A 17,167-nucleotide genomic window follows, 5' to 3' on the forward strand; every position below is an offset into this window, starting at 1 on the left:
ATTTCCTTTCTTGTTGTATGTTTTTGATATTAATTTCTATTGTGAAATATACAAAACTTCATATACTGTAAGATGGTCTGATGAGTTAATTTTTGGTTTTTCTTGATAAAAACTGAATTGACTATAGCCCCATTTATCTGGATTATAAACTAATAAATTCCCCAAACTTTTTTCTGCATTTTTCACATATTGATTAATAGTATTAAATGATGTTTTGGCTAATGATTTGCTTTTAGGAATATTCCCTGCATATTCAACAACATATCTACTTTTATTAAAATCTTTGTCTAAGTTAATAGATAAAGGAACACCAATATTAATGTGTTGCCATCCAAAGGATTCTAAAATATTGTCATAAAAACCCTCAAAGATAAATTTGTTCATTCCTTGATAGTTATTCCAAATATATAACGGTGCATAGGAATTATATAAATTTTTGTTTTTCTCTGCCTCGGTGATTAAGTACGCTTTAAAATTAAGCCCTAGAAAACCATCCGTTTTATGTCCATTGTCTTGCACCCTTTTTCTAATAATCTCCATATCATAATTTTTTGGCAAAACAACCTTATATTGCATTCCAATCATGTTTATCACTCACTTTCAAGATTATATAAATTATGATAATTCGAGATTAAAGCAGTGTAAAATAGGTATAAATTATGCATGGTATCATTTATAATGATATTCAATAAGGGGTTGAAATGAATGGAAATAAATGATCTTATCATATTTAAAACTGTAGTGAATGAAGGTTCAATCAGTAAAGCTGCAAAAGAACTAGGTTATGTTCAACCAAATGTAACGGAAAGAATTAAAAGATTAGAACAAGAGTTAGAAACACCGTTACTACATAGATATAACAAAGGTATTTCACTATTACCATCAGGCGATATTTTGTTAGATTATACGAATAAAATACTAAATCTAGTAGAAGAAGCAAAAAATGAAATAAAAATGAGTGGTGATTCTTATCGAATAGCGACGTCACAATCTATTTTGTTAAATTATTTAAGTATCCGTATCAAAGAAAATTTCAGGAATTATCAAATATATATGGAAAATAGTAATCACCTGCAACAACTATTAAAGAAACAAAGAGTTGATATGGTCATAACTTATGGGGATTATTCCGATCCAGTGTTTCAAAAAGTCTTCAGTACAACAGTTTCTATGGGGTTACTAAAAGCAAAAGAAAAATCTAATATTGACTATTCAAAGGAGTTCTTTTTTGTTAGCCACGATAAACAATGTCCCTTTAGAAATCATACAATTGAATTTATGGAGGAGAATAATCTCTCTAAAAAGCAACTTCAGCAGCTAGATTCTTATTCACTTATTCAAGAATTCATTGCTCAGGGAAAGGGTTTAGCTTTTTTACCTATTAACAATGATAAATTAGAAAAAATTGAGGAAGTACCAATACAAAAAATACCTATTAATTTTTTTACGATTCGAGAATCAGAAAAAGTAATCCCAAGCGAGCTATTTGATTGATAGATGAATTCGCCTTGCAAAATAACACTTAAGAAGAGTGCAATTTATACGACCTTCTTTAATCTACTTTTCAAACATTAGGTGTTCTTTTTCTTTCGGAGACAAAAAAATCCCCTCTTTAGATACGATTGTCTAAAGGGAGGATTTTTTAAAACGTCGCGACTTTATTTCAAAAGTTCAAGGAATAAAAGTTTTCTTCAAATAAATAATAGCTTTACAAATTTACATCTTTTAAAGGATTGCTTTTGAAGATTAACATGCACCACCATACCACTAAGTACACAAATCCTCCCATTACATAAAGAGCCCACATTTCCCCTCGTAGCAACTCTTTCCATAACCAATCAATTTCTGTTAACCCCTCATCTCTACCGATGCTACTTAGCAAATTTACAATTGGCAAAGTTAACGTAATAATAAGCGTGATCATGGAAAGTGCTCCCATCCACCCCTTAACTAACGCCCACACAATTGATCCAATCGTCAGTGCAAAAAAAGCGTAATAGCACACCAAAAACCATGCTGCAACAGACGTATATGTATACATATTTGCTCCTCCGTTATTTTTCTATTAGCTCTTTTAAGCAGTTACTATTCTTCATTTCTTCACAAAGTACTTTTCACAAACATTTCAAACTTTTTCATTTCCTCAACAAACGGATTATGGTTACTTTCTTCAAATGTAGTCATTGTAGAAAAAGGAATCAAATCTGCAATTTCTTTTGAAAACTCATATGGACATTGCGCATCATATTTACCACAATAAATAAAACTAGGTATCTTTACATCTTTTAACTTTTCTCGTACATCATACGTTGTACACTCAATTTGAATAAAGTAGTTTAAACACGCTCCTTATTTTTTCTAGTTTCTAATCCAGCCTATTATATTGATATGTGTCTAATAGGATCGAACCGGTGAAATAAGATGTAGTAGCGACGAGTAGTCTACCGATTCGATTAAAATTGGTCTCATTGAACCTCCAAAACTTAATTTAATCGTTTCTCCTTTTATTGTTTTCAAAGCCTCCACCATAAAGCGGCCATCAAATGAAATAGTTAACTGCTTTTGTCCGCTAAGTGTATCTATTTGCTGTGTCTCGGATATTTTACCTATTTGGGAAGTGTTAGAGGAAATTCTTATTGTAGATTCATCGATGTTTTCCCACCTGAAAAATATTTGCTTTATGACTTGTGAAGAATTGTCCCGTTAAAAATATAAGGTACAGTTTCTCTTCTTTGTAATAAATCTTTTACATGTTCAGGAAGGCGCAAATAAGGTGCTGCTGTTTGTAAGTCCATCCAAGTGATTTCTTCAATTTCTTTTGGACGTGATATATGTATCTCTCCCCCAATTACTTTTCCTAAAAAGTTGAAGAAAATGACATGATGATCTTTTTCTTCAAAAAAAGCCTCACTTATTGAGAAAATCCCTCCTACTGTTATATCTAAACCTGTTTCTTCTTTTACTTCCCGAATGGCGGCCTCTTCTAACGTTTCACCTAATTTAACTGCACCACCTGGTAAAGTAAAATAAGAAGAATGTCTTCCTTTATTTTTGACCATCAATATCTTTTCGTGAAATTCATCGTAAAGTAGCGCATATGTTACATTTACTCTTTTTATAGGAACCACCCTCTAATAATAGAATTTTCTGCATTTAATTTATTCTATCATTAATGTTTGGAAAATACATGCAAACGCATTTGGTTTAAGAGGTTTACATACAATTTCAATAGAATTCTTTATATTAAAATTGTATAATTGTGGAAGACTGTTGATTGTGGATGGATGATTGGAATGAAGAAACATAAAATAAAACGACGTAAACGGCAGACGTTTAGGCAATTCCTGTTTCGGTGTTGGATGACTATCAAGAAATTGTTTAAAGCATTATTATTTTTAGTAGTTTTAGGTACATTTTTAGGATTTGGTTATTACATAGTGAATGCAATATCGAATCGGGAATTTACAGTATATCTTACTGGGGCTTTTGTTATTTGCTTTGTATCTTCTTATATTCTGGGATATATGATTAGTAAAGTTAAAGATTGGGATTTTTCAAATGCAGTTGCAAATTTTAATGGAGATATTGGAGGTTGTTTAATAGCTCTTATTTTATTTATAGCATTTTTCTTATTATTTGGTGTCACGTATTTGGGTGTGAACTATATGATTTATAAAATAACTGGAAATAAAAAATTTAAATCTCTTTAAAAAGAGCCCTAATATGAAGGGCTCTTTTTTACGAAGAATTCTATATGGATTAAACTACTTTTTGATATGATTTTTGTATTTCTTCTTTCTTTTCTGGGCTTGGAGGGCGAATGGAGATCGCAATAATAAAGGACACAATACATAGCACACCAATTGTAATAAAAGTTGATTGGAATCCACCTAATAGTACACCAATAAACGAACCTGCAAGCGCGCCAAATCCAAATCCTTGATAAACGATCCCGTAATTTGTACTATGATTTTTCAAACCGAAGAAATCACCTACAATGGCTGGGAATATTGTAATATTTCCTCCGAAACAAAAAGCAACACTTGCTACGCAGGCGAAATAAATTGCGTAGTTTAACTCCATAAAGCTTAATGTAAAAACAGACAATCCGATAATAACAAACGTTGCTGAAACAATCTTCAATCGTCCTATTTTATCTGATAACGTTCCAAGAATAATTCGACCAATAGTATTAAAGACTGCAACCATTGCAACAGCGTTAGCGGCAGTTGCAGCACTAAGTCCTACCAGCTGAACGCCTATATCTTTTACCATACCAATTAAATATAAGCCGCTCATACATGACGTAAATAACATAAAGAATAAAAGGTATACTTGTTTTGTGCGTAACATTTCTTGAGTTGTATAATCATTACTCGATGCTTGAGATACTGCCTCATTTGTAGCGGCTTCACGTAAAAAGCATGAACCTACTAGCACTAAAATCAAAACAATAATACCCCAATATGAAAAAGCTTTTGATACCCCAACTGTATCAATTAGCATACCATTTACGTATTTAAAAATTAAACTCCCCATTCCGTAAGCTGAAACAGATATACCCGAAATGAGACCTTTACGATTTGGAAACCATTTGATTAAATTGGATAATGATGTGATATAAGCTGTCCCATCTGCATAACCTACTACCACACCAGCTAATATATATAATAAAGGTAATGAGGAAACTCGTGAGCTAAGTATTAAGCCTAATCCTAATACAATTCCTGCGATTGCAACTAGTTTACGAAGACCTATTTTTTGCTGTAATTTTCCTGCAAACAAAGTGGAAAACGATAAAGAAAAGCTGGTAATGGAGAAAGTAATCGCTACAGCCTGAAGTTCCCAGCCAAATTTACTCACTAAAGGTTGATTAAACAAACTCCATGTGTAAATTGTTCCAAGACCAATTTGTATAATAATTGTGCCTAGGACAATAAGCCATGGATGTACAGATGCTTGTTTCATGCTAAATGTCCCTTTCTTTTAGTGACATGTTTTTTCAAAAATTAGTATATCCATCATCCTACATGAAATACGAATATTAAAATGGAAATTAAGATAACGTATTGTTTTTAGCATACAAAAAGACACTCCGTTAAGAAGTGTCTTTTTGTAGATTATATACAGATTTATTAAAGAAAAGCTGTGTTAAGATAAGACATTTTCAAATGTTTATGTATATATGGTATCAAACAATGTTGTTATTGTTATAGGGCTTAAGATGTATTTTTCTTTCATAAAAAAGTCTGATGGAAAACAAAAGGAAATTAATATTCGATTTCCTCGTAATCTTTTGGCTGCGGAACAGTTTGCATATTCGCTGCATCTTTCGGATCACTGTAAATTGCATTTTGTTCAGTACTCATATCTTTTACATTTTGTTTTTTATTTTTATTAGGTTCTTTTTTCATAAGGGCTCACTCCTTTTCTTTATAAAAATAGTTATACCCAAATTGAATTATTTTTACTGGTACAAAATGTATCAGCGACTAAATTACTAAATTCACGTAAATAATACAGGTAGTTGTCTCCCCCGTAGTTATATCTTTTATTATACATTTTTGCAACGACAACATTATACTCAGGGATAACTAAAACTGTCGGTCCTGTAATTCCTAATATTTGATAGGAACCTCTTGGGACTCTTTCGCCAATTTCGCTTTGTAACGTGGGTGTATGTTGCACATACCAAAAAAATCCGTTTTGGGGTAACTCTTTGTTTGGATATTTTGGACTTTGAATACTTGTAGCAAGCTCAATAACTTCTTGTGGTACAATTTGTTTTCCATTTATATATCCTTTATTTAAATGCAAATTCCCCCAGTAAGCGAATTCTCTAGCAGAAACAAAAAGATTTTTTTCTGTTCCATCATCTGCAACGCCTGTACTACATATTGCTTCTTCATGGGGATCTACTATTACTTTGACCAAATTCTTATGGTGCTTTTTTCTCCATCCTGTTTCTGTAAAGCCTGCAGGTGTAAAGATACGTTCTTTTAATAACTCAGAAAAATGTTTATCGTATAGTTGATAAATAAGGCGAGTTATCATACGTACGTTAATATCTCTATACGCCCATTCTTTTCCAGGTTCAAATTCTCGATAAATGGTCCCGTCTTCTTTTTCATTTAAACCATGCGAATGGGTTACTAAATGCCTTAATGTTGTCTTACCAAGCAAATTTTTATCATAGTCTTTAAAATAATCAGCTGCATATTCGTCGAGATGTTTTATCTTCCCTTCATACAGTGCATAAGCGATTGCTATGCCTAAATAACTCTTTCTAGCGGAAGCAACATTAAATTGTGAAGAGGCTGTTATAGATGCACTGTCTTCAGTATTAGAATGTTTTCCACTATAATGTTCAAGTACCACTTCATTATCTTTCATAATAAAAAGTGCTGCTGCAGAACTATCATTCCGTTCTTTTATATCTTCTACCCATGAAACTAATTTTTGATATGTATCCAATGTACCAGTCACCTCTATATGAAATGCTATATCAAATATTAATTTCGACGAAAATAGAAGATGCCCTTTTATTTGTTTAATTCACAAAATGAAAGAAAAGTGTCTCTACACTTTGAACATGTACATACACCTTTCTTTCATACAATAACTTCATTTATGTTACAAAGTTAAATGAACCACCAGCTCCAGCAACTAAAGCAGCTAAAGCATCCCCCACAGCCGCCGCATCCGAAACAACGTCCAAAGCCACCGCAACGTCCACCGCAACCACCGCAACGTCCGCAGCCGCCGCAGCGACGAGCATCTTCTTGTGCGTAATAATAATATGGATACTGATTTTGATTATCCCAGTACACAACATTTCCAGGCTGATAATCATTTAGGTTCAATGATTGTAGTTCTTGTTGAAATTCATTCATTTTAACGACCTCCATATATAAATTAAAACTTCTATCCAGCATAATTCATCGTTGCTTTTCTATATTTTTTGCTCGTTTAATCTGCATAGTTAACAGCGATAAATATAGAAACTAGAAACCAATTCAATACGTACAACAACAAAATATGAGTTTTTACTGGGTGATGTACCTTGTTCGATTGCCTATTTTTAGATAGCTTGTATGTTGGATTCGTTTTTATAAACGAGATGATAAAAGAAATTTTACAAATATGAAATTATATAAATTTCTCATTTGTAAATATAGGAGAGAATCTTATATTCTTTGTAGGAGCACAGTTTGAGGTTTACTTCTTTTGTACAATAAAGGTGAAACAATTATTTCATTTGATGGGGATGATGACTTTCTTTAATAGTTATTAAGAATTAGTTGGGTACTATGCAGTATTATTAACACTTAAGTACCCAATACCCTTCAGCAATACTTTATAAATTGCTATTCCAACAATTTGATAAATCTTCTTTTTTAAATTTTTCTATTAACCTTTGTACAGAGGGTTCTGGCATTATTTTATATGTAATTAGATTTTCATTGTTAGGGATGATCCAATGGGAATTTAAGTGAGACTCTTTCGAAATCGGTGTTATATCACTATGCAAGTCTTTACTATAGACTTCGAAAACATGATTTATTTCATAATGAAGAGTCTCACTATCTTGCCACTCGTTTTCAATCACTCCTAAAAAGTGCTTAACTTCACAATCTATATCTAGTTCTTCTTTAAGTTCACGAATTAATGCGCATTCTGCAGGTTCTCCTAATTCCACATGACCACCTGGTAGAAAAGAATGATGCCCTTTATAATTTGCTAGTAAAAGTTTGTTATCTTTTATAATGATTCCTCTTACAATATGATGAAATTTTGTTTTCAATTAGGTTTCTCCTCTTTATCCATTTTCTTAATTAAAGTTAAACAAGTAAACGATATACTCCTTCTCCATCATAAACATGACCAAGATTTACAAAACGATAGCTTTCATATAACCTTTTTGCCCGAGTGTTCTCTTTGTGTGCAGTTAAACGAATCTCTTATAATGAAAGAAAAGTGTCTCTACAGTTCATACTTGTATATACACTTTTCTTTCAAAAATATCTTTATTTATGTCACGAATTTAAATGACCCACCAAGTAACACCATTAAAACCGTCAAAACAATTAGAGCCACCACAACCGCCACAACCGCCACAACCGCCACAACCGCCACAACCAAAACAGCTAAAGCAACCGAAGCAACCAAAACAACGGAATCCACCACAACGAAATCCACCGCAACGGCCACCGCAACGACCACAACCGCCACAACGGCCACAGCGACGAGCATCATCTTCAATATAGTAATATGGATATTGGTTTTGCTGGTCCCAATACACAACATTTCCAGACTGATAATCATTAAGGCTTAATGCTTGTAGTTCTTGTTGAAACTCATTCATTTTCATGACCTCCGTTTATAAATTAAAACCCCATCGATGCCTTCCTATATTTCTGGTCGTTAAGTCTAAGTAGAAATAGCGCTATAAACTAAGTTCAATACGTACAACAACAAAATATGAACTATCACTAGGTGCTGTACCTTGTTCGAATGCCTATTTTTAGATGGGTATTTACTATGGATTCATTTGTATAAATGGAAATAATAAAATATGAATTTAAACAATAACATTTAGCTTTATGTCATCATTTTCTAGTTCTATAGCTTAAGCGTGGTAGTTTTTTGCGTGATATCTTTTAGTCAAAAAAAACACAGATATTAAATTTTTAAAAAGATGAACTAAGAGTATATTAGTTTTTCGAGAAAGGGTACTTATATCATGTTTTTTTACAACGTAGTACCCTTGCATGTTATTTTATAGATTGCTAAGCCAACAACTTGATAGTTCCTCTTTTTGCACCTTTTCTATTAATCTTCGGACTGAAGGATCGGGCATTATTTTATAGGTAGTTAAATTTTCTTCATTAGGTGTAATCCAACGAAATGTCAAATGTGATTCTTTAGAAGTAGGTGATAAGTAACTACTTAAATCGCTACTATCAAACTCAAAAACATGGTTGATTTCATAATGAAGTGTTTCATCCCCCCATTGGTTTTCAATAACTCCTAAAAAACGTTTCACTATACAATCAATTCCTAGTTCTTCTTTCAATTCACGAATCAATGCCTTTTCTGCAGATTCGCCTAATTCAACATGACCGCCTGGTAAAAAATAGTGATGGCCGATGTAATTTGCGATTAAAAGCTTTTCATCTTTTATAATGATTCCTCTTACAATATGATGGAATTTTGTTGTCAATTAAAGTTCCCCTCCATGTTTAAAAGTTGTTTAATAGCATCTATCTTAGTTAAATCTTAAATGAAAGTTACACATGTAAACGATATACTTGCTCTCCGTCATAAACATGATTAAGTTTTTTAAACCCGTAGTCCTCATATAACTTCTTTGCAATAATATTCTCTTTATGTACAGTTAACCTAATCTCCTTGCATTCCATAAATTCAGTCGTAATCCATTTAATCATTTTAGCTAAAGCTGCTTTACCATATCCTTTTCCTTGATGTTGTTCATCAATCATAAATCCATTAATCCAATACATGTCCGATGTATTTGGTTCGAATGCATGCATAATGAATCCAACCATACGATCGCCATCATAGATGGCGAATGGAATATATTCGATATTTTCACCATCTGGCTTAATGTATACTTTAGCAAGTGATACTGATACTGCTACTGCCGGTACAAATGTAACTTGTTTCTCTGATACTTGTAATTTCAGTGCTTCCTCCCAGTTATCTCTTGTTATCATTTTTAATTGAATATTCATCGTTTGAAACTCCTTTTGGAAAATATCTTTCTTTCATAACATAGAATTCCTGTATTATATATTCAACGAGCCGTCATCATTCCCTCTCTACAAGAGTAGGCACTTACAATAGTTATGTATATGTAGGAGATTCGTTTATTTATTAGGATGGTGGTCATGAGAAAACACGTTGAATTACGTGTAATTACAACGTGTTTTCGTTTTGTTTATAACAATTCCTTTCGCTCGTTACATGAGCAATTAAAACCCCGATTATTGTAATGCCCCCTCCAACTATAGAAATGAAATTAGGTATTTCTCCTAACCAAATCCACGCTACAAAGCATGCGATTACTGGTGTTAAATAAAGAGAACTTGTTGCTTCGGAAGCACCTACATGAGATGTAATATAAGCTAAGGCTACATAGGGTAGTACCGTCGGAAAAATCCCTAAATATAACGCGCTAAGAGTCACTTCTATAGGAGCTTTTATTATTTCTTGATCGATTCCTGGTAAAAAAATGAGCATACCTATGGTTCCAGCCCATATTGTATAAGTTGTAAATGCAAGAAAACCATATTTTTTTAAATAAGACTTTTGGAAAACAAAAAATAGACTCTCTGAAAATGCTGCTAGTAGTATAAATAGTACCCCACTATTTAAGTGGAGCAAATCTCCATCACCTAATGATAAAATGGCTACTCCAATTAAGCTAATTACACCGCCAATCCATCCATTTAGCTTTAGCTTTTCACTAGAAAATATAAGAGCAAGAACTGCAGTAAATATAGGCGTCACTGATACAATAAAACTCGCTGGTTCAGCACTGACGCTTTTCTCTCCGTAATTTAATGCGAGATGATAAACAGTAAAACCTAAACATCCTAGTATGAAAATTACCGGTATATCTTTTAACTCTGGTAACTGCATTTTGTTTATACATGCAAAGATAAGTAACATAAATGAAGCGATTAGCAAACGCAGTAATGTAAGGTGTTCAGGTGTATACGCTTCAAGTCCCATACGAATCCCTGGAAATGCGGTTCCCCAAAGAATAATAGTAAGAGCATGTGCGGATAAAATACGAAAATCCCATTTTTGGTTCTTCATCGCTTTCCTCCCCTTTATAAAAGGAAACCATTTTTCTTTTACCAATTATTTCTTTTCATCATATTTAATAATTGATACAATGTCTTCAACCAGTTATGTATTGAAAAAAACAACCACTTCGCATTTTTATAGTGGATAAAGGGAGTTTTTTTATGAATATGTACAATGACAAAACAGATAAACAACTTCCAAAATACCAACAGATTATAGACTATATGAAAGAAAAGATTGCGAATGGAGAATGGCCAATCGGGAGTAAAATTCCAAGCCAACGAAAATTAGCAAAACTGTTCCATGTAAATCGAAGTACAGTAATTACAGCGTTAGAAGAACTAACAGCAGACGGTTTAATTAGAGGACAAATGGGTATGGGGACAATTGTAATGAATAATACATGGTCATTATTAGCAACGAATCCTCCACCTAATTGGAATGAGTATGTAAAAACAGGAGTACATAAACCAAGTAAATTAATCGTTCAAGAAATTAATGAAGTGGAAGCAAATAAGAAATTCATTCAGCTTAGTAAGGGAGAACTTGCTTCTGATATTTTCCCATTAGAAACAATGAAATTAGTTATGCAGAGTGTGTCTAACAAACTAGATACTTTCGGATACGAAGAACCAAAAGGTTTTTTCCCTTTACGTCAGGCAATAAGTAATTACGTAAAATCATTTGGTATTGATGTATCTCCGTCTTCTATACTAATTGTTTCTGGAGCATTACAAGCGCTACAGCTAATATCAGTTGGTCTTTTGCATAGCGAATCCACAGTTTTACTTAAAAAGCCTTCTTATTTATACTCACTTCATGTATTCCAATCAGCAAGTATACATCTTTCGGGAATATCGCTGGATGAACATGGTGTCATACCAAGCGATTTATCCAAACGAAGTAAATATAGTCAAAAGAAAAACATTTTATATTCTATCCCTTGTTTTCATAACCCAACAGGTGTTTTAATGTCGGAAAATCGCCGAAAAGAACTTATGAAGATTTGTGAAAAAGAACAACTTCCTGTCATTGAAGATGATATTTATCGAGAATTATGGATTGATGAACCACCTCCACTTCCGTTAAAGGCACTAGATCAACATGGACATGTATTGTATATCGGTAGTTTATCAAAAACTCTGAGTCCTGGATTAAGAATTGGATGGATTATTGGTCCAGAACCTGTGATTGAGAGATTATCAGACATAAAAATGCAAACGGATTATGGATCTAGCTCATTATCACAAAGAGTTGCTGCGGAATGGTTATCTAGTGGCTTATATCAGAAACATGTAGCATCCGTCAGATTGCAGCTGGCAAAACGAAGAGAAGTAATGATTCAAACCCTGAACATGTATTGTAATGACATCGCAACGTGGGATGTCCCTAGCGGAGGATTTTTTATATGGCTAAAGATACAACCGAAAATTCCAATGAAAAGACTATTTTCAAAAGCATTATCCAAAGGCATTCTTCTTAACCCAGGGCGTATTTATGGAGAGGAATCGGATCAGCATATTCGTTTATCATATGGCTATGCACCTATCGAAGACCTTACGAAAGGAATCTATCAAGTAAGCCAAATTGTTCGTGAATTAATGAAATCATAGAAAAGTCCTCTTCATGTAAGGAAGAGGACTTTCAAAAGGATTCCTATGTTAAGATGTTGACAACTTACCTTTATGAACATTCTTTTCTATTACAAGCAGCAATTCTCATCCTTTGTTTCCTCTCTCATTTTTGTAAAGCATATTGTTTAAAATCTTGTTTACAAAATCCGTTTTAGCTTCACAATAACGATCAATGTCATATCGATAGTTCTCAGCTAATCGATATTTTAGTTCTTCATATTCTTTCCGCGCAGCCTCATTAGCTGATAAATAATCCCGTAAAGCGACATGTTCTAAATGCCCTTTTCCATCCTTTGGGCAAACATAGAGATGATACTTCATGAAATTATCTTCATTATTTCTTTGAAAAGCTTCACGTCCCTCCACTCCTAGATTACCTTGATGTTGATAGCCTTCTTTTTCTAATCGCTCTATAATGTCAGGTAACAAATCGTAACTCTCTATAATTACGTCAATATCAATAATTGGTTTTGCTGCTAATCCTTCAACAGAAGTACTTCCTACATGCTCAATTCTTAATATTAAATCCCCGATATAGCTTTCAATCACCTTTTTGATTTTCTTAAATTCTGTTTTCCACTCAGGGTTATATGGCATAATCTCTATTATTCTTGTTTTTTCAGCCATCGTTGTCGTCCTCCTCATCATAATTTCATTTCTTTTCCTAATAGGAATCTCAGCACATCGCTATCAAGCTAAAAAAGAATGCTTCCCCAAAACAATAAAATTAACAATTTCATTAGGAATAGCAAAACAATTAATATAAATAACATACAAAAACGCTTGGACAAATTTAGAAATCCCAGCGTTTTCTTATTTCATGGTTAATTTTTATAAGGTGGCAATATTTATATTAAATTTTCCAATCTTAACCTATGTATTAAATAAATCGTATATGGAGTTACTAAAATAATAGATGTATACAGTCCTGGAGTATATGTCTTTAGTATAACGGTTTGTAAAACATGAACTATATTATGTAGTAATACAAATAGGAGGAAAAACAAAAATAACATAGAACTCCAAGTACTCTCTAAATATTGGACTTTAAGAAATGTAATAATTGACATTGTTAAAAATATAAATACGTCTCTTTTTGCAAATGAATACGAGTTAACATTCCAAAACTTCCAAATATTTCTCTTGATCCAGTTTTTCTCATCTTGTAGCATATTCTCTGTTCTCTTCGCCCAGTTCTCAACACTGATAATCTCCTCAAAATCATGAAGCATGAAAACAATTACAAACACCCAAATAGCATTTTCTATTTGAATCACTCTACCTTACCTCCAGTCTTATCATTTTTGAAATAAATAGGGAAGACTCTCTATAACTCCCAGTTTTTATTTAGGAAAATATAAAGTGTTGAATTCTTCTTTAGTGATACCAAAATAGATTTTTATTATAAATTAATTATTTGATAGAATAAAAAACTCCTTATCCAACCCCATCTTCTCCCAAAACTCTAAAGCTAACTCATTTTCTAAATCGACATAAACATGGATCAAAGAAATATCCTGTTGGTTAAACCAATTCATTAAATCATCTACTAAGTTTTTAGCAACTTTTTGTCTTCGATACTCTGATGCTACATAAACTTCATCTACTTGACCATATAACATATCGCTAACTAAATCTTGTTTCATAGAAGCAATACCATAGCCAATAATCTGGTGGTTTTCATTAATTGCTACAAAAACTACACCATATTTTGATTGAATATATTGTTCTATTTGTTCTTGGATAGCCTTCCTATCACTCTCATCTAGTTCACATTCTGCAGTTTCTATAGCGTTTTTATTCCACAATTCTATAATTTCTTTTATGAATTCTTGGTTAACTACATTACTGTTAAGTTGTTTGATACGTATGTTCATTCCTATTTTCTCCTTCTATTAGTTTTTTTGAATATAATTTAATAAATTCTCTACAATGGATGGGTTATTTCTTCTGTTGAAACACCTTAGCAATTAGCTAAGGTGTTGTTTTATTTTAAGCTGTATTTTAAAAGCATCAGAAATACCGGTTCCTTTAAATCACCAATTCTTATAAAGTGTATTTAAACTTATAATCTTCAAGTACAGGTCTATCTGGTGGACTTATATTTTTAGGCAAATCATCTAAAGAGAAAAATTGAAGTTCAGTTGCCTCATCCTTGTCAGGTCTGAAATAACCGTGATATTCTTTACATTCAAAAGCTGTTACAACATTATAAACTTCATCACCATGAGGATATTGGTAATAAAAAGCTTCCCCTGAATATGTATGAATTAATGTAAGATTCTCAGCTGTTAGTCCTGTTTCCTCAAGTAATTCTCTACGAGCTACTTGTTCGAGTGTTTCTCCTAACTCCATAGAACCACCAATCAGTCCCCAGCACGCATTATCTTTTCGAAGTTGTAATAAAACTCGTTGCTGGTTATCTATAACAAGTACACACGCCCCGACCATAATTAAAGGTCTACTTCCGATTAAATTACGCAAGTCCATCATATATCCCATATATATGTCTCCTTTGAAAATCTAACCTGTTGTTAAATATTCTTCTCACTTTCTTGTCTTTCAGGTATAAGTCCCTTAGTCACATTTTATTTTCCAGAAGTCTTTGGCTCAATATATTCAATGATATTTCCATCTGGATGACGTACAATCATTTTTAATCCCGTAGGAACTACAATCGGTTCTACTAAAATATGACCATCCTGCTGTAAAATAAATTGTTTTACCTTCTGCACTGCATCCGTAGTGATTGTAGCAGCAACTTGATTTGGAATTACGTTACTTTCATCTGCTATTAATAATAAGTTTGAAAATCTAGCGACACATGTTTGGTTTATTTGAAATTCATGAGGTGTTTCTTGTTTTAATAAAGTTTTGTAAAAATCTAGATGAGGTTGTAGGTTTGAAACATATATACGTGGTACAACTGTTAATATATTCATATTACCCATCCTTTCAAACATAATATCCAATTATAACCATAATAATTTCCCTGTTATATAATTGTCAATTTTCTCAATTCTATCACTCTTTATTTCTCGCTAATGACGCTGTTTAAACAAAACAATAATTTATATAGTAAGATCCAAAATATTAATAATGTAAAAAGGCCTTTTAATAAGAAATGGACTACTCTTTAAGTTATTATTCTTAATATTAACAAAATAAACCTGTAATCTGGATAAGATTGTCGAAATGGAAAAAGTGGTATATAATAGGCAGTAACATTACTAGTAATTATTTTAGGTATTCCTAGAATAAAGGAGCGATACATATGAAGATTACTATTTATTTCGGAAGTCACGAAGATCAAGATGTACGTACAATGGATTGTCACTTAGATGTAGAAGATTCAGAAGAACTTGTCTCTGTTTCATAATATAAATTGCAAATAAAGTGGGTTGAGCCCTCTTCTCTACTGCGTTAAGACACCTTATTATAGGTGTCTTTTTTATTTCTATTTTAGTGAAAAATCCTTTACTTTATAGTGATTAAATAGTAAAATATAAATATACGAACAAACGTTCTTTTGATTTTAATCGTACTTGAAGGGATGATTTTTACAATGGCTCAAAATAAGCGCAGAGGAAGAAAAAAGCAGACACCTACTATCTCAAATACAGGATTTATCGGCTCTGTCTTTATTGATACATTGGAATTACAAAAAAAATCCTATTATTTTGCTCGAAAAAAGCTTCAAATTGTCCATCATGTATTAGATGGTCTTGCAGGAGCAACAAGTTCTTTATTTAAAGAGCATACTATTTCTGCACATATGTCTTGTGTGTATTTACATAAACAAAAGAAGATTGGTTTTGTTCTTTCAACAAAACCGTTTGAACAAGCAGATGGCATTGCTTATTTTAAAAATTATTTAATTGAAAAGAATTTTTATGGTGACAATGATCAAGAAGCAGAATATCAAGAAGTATTTAATACTGGATTTATTGGAGTTGTATTCGCGGATTTATCTAGCATTGATCGCTTTAACTTCGATTTTGAAATGAGCATGTTATCAAAATTGATGAAGGATATGATTATTCCTGTTAAGGAACTCTTTTTACGTCATAATATTCCAGCTTATATCTCCACTTCTCATTTGGAAGAACAAAATAAACTAGGATTTGTTTTATCTGTAAAACCTTATGATGAGCGTGCGGAAGCAGATTTATATTTTGAAACATATTTGAAAGAGCGCGGTTTATTTATTGGAGATGAAGAAGACGATATTGATAAGATTGTCATTCGAAAAAAAGTCGAATTGTTATAGAAAAAGCACAGGACACATTACAGTCCTGTGCTTCTATTTAAATGTCCATTTTATTCAAAATAAAAAGAGAGCATCCATGTCAGTCAATGCCCGAGAGCAGTGGCTTAATTAAAAACAAAACTAGAAGACACGATCTCATAGTACTCTTGGAGTTATATTTCGCACTGCTGTATTCTTTTCTTTGATTTTTATATATGTAACGTTTTCTAAATTAATGATACATTCTCCGTCTTCAAACCATTTACTTTCTTCAATTTTATGAATCAATTCTGCGTGACTTTCACTTTCTATATCACACTTTTTGTATGTTCCATTTGTAAAATGAAAATATACTGAAAATTGCCCCATCTCTCTCCCACCTTCTCAAATAAATAATTTGATTATTTTTGTGTATTTATTTTTTATACATACCGCATACGTACCTTTC

At 32.4% G+C, this 17,167-nt stretch carries 22 protein-coding genes and 3 pseudogenes; 4 read left to right on the top strand and 21 right to left on the bottom strand.

Going from position 1 to position 17,167, the window contains the following annotated elements; genetic code table 11:
• Positions 1 to 36: 36 nt before the first annotated feature.
• Positions 37 to 585, bottom strand: a complete 549-nt coding sequence (locus tag ACIQ7L_RS00700) for a DUF4865 family protein (protein ID WP_400565518.1) — start codon at positions 583 to 585, stop codon at positions 37 to 39.
• A gap of 120 nt (positions 586 to 705) precedes the next feature.
• On the opposite strand from ACIQ7L_RS00700, the gene ACIQ7L_RS00705 reads away from it, so the two are divergent.
• Complete coding sequence (locus ACIQ7L_RS00705; protein ID WP_400565521.1) at positions 706 to 1,494, top strand: LysR family transcriptional regulator; 789 nt, start codon at positions 706 to 708, stop codon at positions 1,492 to 1,494.
• A 214-nt stretch (positions 1,495 to 1,708) separates the two neighbouring features.
• Here ACIQ7L_RS00705 and ACIQ7L_RS00710 read toward each other — a convergent pair whose 3' ends face one another.
• The 4 genes and pseudogenes from ACIQ7L_RS00710 to ACIQ7L_RS00725 form a co-directional block, all read right to left on the bottom strand.
• Complete coding sequence (locus tag ACIQ7L_RS00710; RefSeq protein ID WP_400565523.1) at positions 1,709 to 2,041, bottom strand: hypothetical protein; 333 nt, start codon at positions 2,039 to 2,041, stop codon at positions 1,709 to 1,711.
• A gap of 59 nt (positions 2,042 to 2,100) precedes the next feature.
• Positions 2,101 to 2,349 (bottom strand): annotated as a pseudogene (locus ACIQ7L_RS00715) (alpha/beta fold hydrolase); the annotation flags it as partial.
• A gap of 45 nt (positions 2,350 to 2,394) precedes the next feature.
• Positions 2,395 to 2,658: pseudogene (locus tag ACIQ7L_RS00720) on the bottom strand (DNA polymerase III subunit beta); the annotation flags it as partial.
• Positions 2,659 to 2,678: 20 nt separating this feature from the next.
• Positions 2,679 to 3,119, bottom strand: coding sequence for an NUDIX hydrolase (locus ACIQ7L_RS00725; protein WP_400566309.1), 441 nt, complete (start codon positions 3,117 to 3,119; stop codon positions 2,679 to 2,681).
• A gap of 255 nt (positions 3,120 to 3,374) precedes the next feature.
• On the opposite strand from ACIQ7L_RS00725, the gene ACIQ7L_RS00730 reads away from it, so the two are divergent.
• Complete coding sequence (locus ACIQ7L_RS00730; protein ID WP_400565526.1) at positions 3,375 to 3,710, top strand: permease; 336 nt, start codon at positions 3,375 to 3,377, stop codon at positions 3,708 to 3,710.
• 49 nt (positions 3,711 to 3,759) lie between these two features.
• Here ACIQ7L_RS00730 and ACIQ7L_RS00735 read toward each other — a convergent pair whose 3' ends face one another.
• The 10 genes and pseudogenes from ACIQ7L_RS00735 to ACIQ7L_RS00780 form a co-directional block, all read right to left on the bottom strand.
• A complete protein-coding gene (locus tag ACIQ7L_RS00735; RefSeq protein WP_400565528.1) occupies positions 3,760 to 4,968 on the bottom strand; it encodes an L-lactate MFS transporter in 1,209 nt (402 codons plus the stop codon).
• A 302-nt stretch (positions 4,969 to 5,270) separates the two neighbouring features.
• Positions 5,271 to 5,414 (bottom strand): hypothetical protein, encoded by a 144-nt coding sequence (locus ACIQ7L_RS00740; protein ID WP_400565530.1) that lies wholly within the window; start codon positions 5,412 to 5,414, stop codon positions 5,271 to 5,273.
• A gap of 31 nt (positions 5,415 to 5,445) precedes the next feature.
• Entirely contained in the window at positions 5,446 to 6,474 is a 1,029-nt protein-coding gene (locus tag ACIQ7L_RS00745; RefSeq protein ID WP_400565532.1) for a serine hydrolase domain-containing protein, read from the bottom strand.
• Positions 6,475 to 6,641: 167 nt separating this feature from the next.
• Positions 6,642 to 6,893, bottom strand: a complete 252-nt coding sequence (locus ACIQ7L_RS00750) for a heterocycloanthracin/sonorensin family bacteriocin (RefSeq protein WP_400565535.1) — start codon at positions 6,891 to 6,893, stop codon at positions 6,642 to 6,644.
• A gap of 464 nt (positions 6,894 to 7,357) precedes the next feature.
• Complete coding sequence (locus ACIQ7L_RS00755) at positions 7,358 to 7,804, bottom strand: NUDIX domain-containing protein (protein ID WP_400565537.1); 447 nt, start codon at positions 7,802 to 7,804, stop codon at positions 7,358 to 7,360.
• 37 nt (positions 7,805 to 7,841) lie between these two features.
• A pseudogene (locus ACIQ7L_RS00760) lies at positions 7,842 to 7,961 on the bottom strand (GNAT family N-acetyltransferase); the annotation flags it as partial.
• Between the two features lie 83 nt (positions 7,962 to 8,044).
• Positions 8,045 to 8,365 carry a heterocycloanthracin/sonorensin family bacteriocin gene (locus ACIQ7L_RS00765; protein ID WP_400565539.1) on the bottom strand — a complete coding sequence of 107 codons (321 nt, stop codon included), beginning with the start codon at positions 8,363 to 8,365 and terminating at the stop codon, positions 8,045 to 8,047.
• 414 nt (positions 8,366 to 8,779) lie between these two features.
• Positions 8,780 to 9,223 carry an NUDIX domain-containing protein gene (locus tag ACIQ7L_RS00770; protein WP_400565541.1) on the bottom strand — a complete coding sequence of 148 codons (444 nt, stop codon included), beginning with the start codon at positions 9,221 to 9,223 and terminating at the stop codon, positions 8,780 to 8,782.
• A gap of 67 nt (positions 9,224 to 9,290) precedes the next feature.
• Positions 9,291 to 9,755, bottom strand: coding sequence for a GNAT family N-acetyltransferase (locus ACIQ7L_RS00775; RefSeq protein ID WP_400565542.1), 465 nt, complete (start codon positions 9,753 to 9,755; stop codon positions 9,291 to 9,293).
• Between the two features lie 184 nt (positions 9,756 to 9,939).
• Positions 9,940 to 10,845, bottom strand: coding sequence for a DMT family transporter (locus tag ACIQ7L_RS00780; protein ID WP_400565544.1), 906 nt, complete (start codon positions 10,843 to 10,845; stop codon positions 9,940 to 9,942).
• Positions 10,846 to 11,003: 158 nt separating this feature from the next.
• Here ACIQ7L_RS00780 and ACIQ7L_RS00785 point away from each other — a divergent pair, with 158 nt between their 5' ends.
• Positions 11,004 to 12,449 (top strand): aminotransferase-like domain-containing protein, encoded by a 1,446-nt coding sequence (locus ACIQ7L_RS00785; protein WP_400566311.1) that lies wholly within the window; start codon positions 11,004 to 11,006, stop codon positions 12,447 to 12,449.
• A gap of 105 nt (positions 12,450 to 12,554) precedes the next feature.
• Here ACIQ7L_RS00785 and ACIQ7L_RS00790 read toward each other — a convergent pair whose 3' ends face one another.
• The 5 genes from ACIQ7L_RS00790 to ACIQ7L_RS00810 form a co-directional block, all read right to left on the bottom strand.
• Positions 12,555 to 13,097 carry a GrpB family protein gene (locus ACIQ7L_RS00790; RefSeq protein WP_400565546.1) on the bottom strand — a complete coding sequence of 181 codons (543 nt, stop codon included), beginning with the start codon at positions 13,095 to 13,097 and terminating at the stop codon, positions 12,555 to 12,557.
• A gap of 221 nt (positions 13,098 to 13,318) precedes the next feature.
• Positions 13,319 to 13,747: an HXXEE domain-containing protein gene (locus ACIQ7L_RS00795; RefSeq protein ID WP_400565548.1), complete on the bottom strand. Its 429-nt coding sequence runs from the start codon at positions 13,745 to 13,747 to the stop codon at positions 13,319 to 13,321.
• A 132-nt stretch (positions 13,748 to 13,879) separates the two neighbouring features.
• Positions 13,880 to 14,347 (bottom strand): GNAT family N-acetyltransferase, encoded by a 468-nt coding sequence (locus ACIQ7L_RS00800; protein ID WP_400565550.1) that lies wholly within the window; start codon positions 14,345 to 14,347, stop codon positions 13,880 to 13,882.
• 169 nt (positions 14,348 to 14,516) lie between these two features.
• Positions 14,517 to 14,972 (bottom strand): NUDIX hydrolase, encoded by a 456-nt coding sequence (locus ACIQ7L_RS00805; RefSeq protein WP_400565552.1) that lies wholly within the window; start codon positions 14,970 to 14,972, stop codon positions 14,517 to 14,519.
• Positions 14,973 to 15,058: 86 nt separating this feature from the next.
• A complete protein-coding gene (locus ACIQ7L_RS00810; protein ID WP_400565555.1) occupies positions 15,059 to 15,412 on the bottom strand; it encodes a VOC family protein in 354 nt (117 codons plus the stop codon).
• Between the two features lie 611 nt (positions 15,413 to 16,023).
• Here ACIQ7L_RS00810 and ACIQ7L_RS00815 point away from each other — a divergent pair.
• Positions 16,024 to 16,740 carry a hypothetical protein gene (locus ACIQ7L_RS00815; RefSeq protein ID WP_400565558.1) on the top strand — a complete coding sequence of 239 codons (717 nt, stop codon included), beginning with the start codon at positions 16,024 to 16,026 and terminating at the stop codon, positions 16,738 to 16,740.
• 135 nt (positions 16,741 to 16,875) lie between these two features.
• On the opposite strand, the gene ACIQ7L_RS00820 is transcribed toward ACIQ7L_RS00815, so the two are convergent.
• Positions 16,876 to 17,088 carry a hypothetical protein gene (locus tag ACIQ7L_RS00820; RefSeq protein WP_400565560.1) on the bottom strand — a complete coding sequence of 71 codons (213 nt, stop codon included), beginning with the start codon at positions 17,086 to 17,088 and terminating at the stop codon, positions 16,876 to 16,878.
• Positions 17,089 to 17,167 lie beyond the last annotated feature (79 nt).

It is taken from the genome of Bacillus sp. NPDC094106 (assembly GCF_044764345.1).
Classification (GTDB): Bacteria; Bacillota; Bacilli; order Bacillales; family Bacillaceae_G; genus Bacillus_A.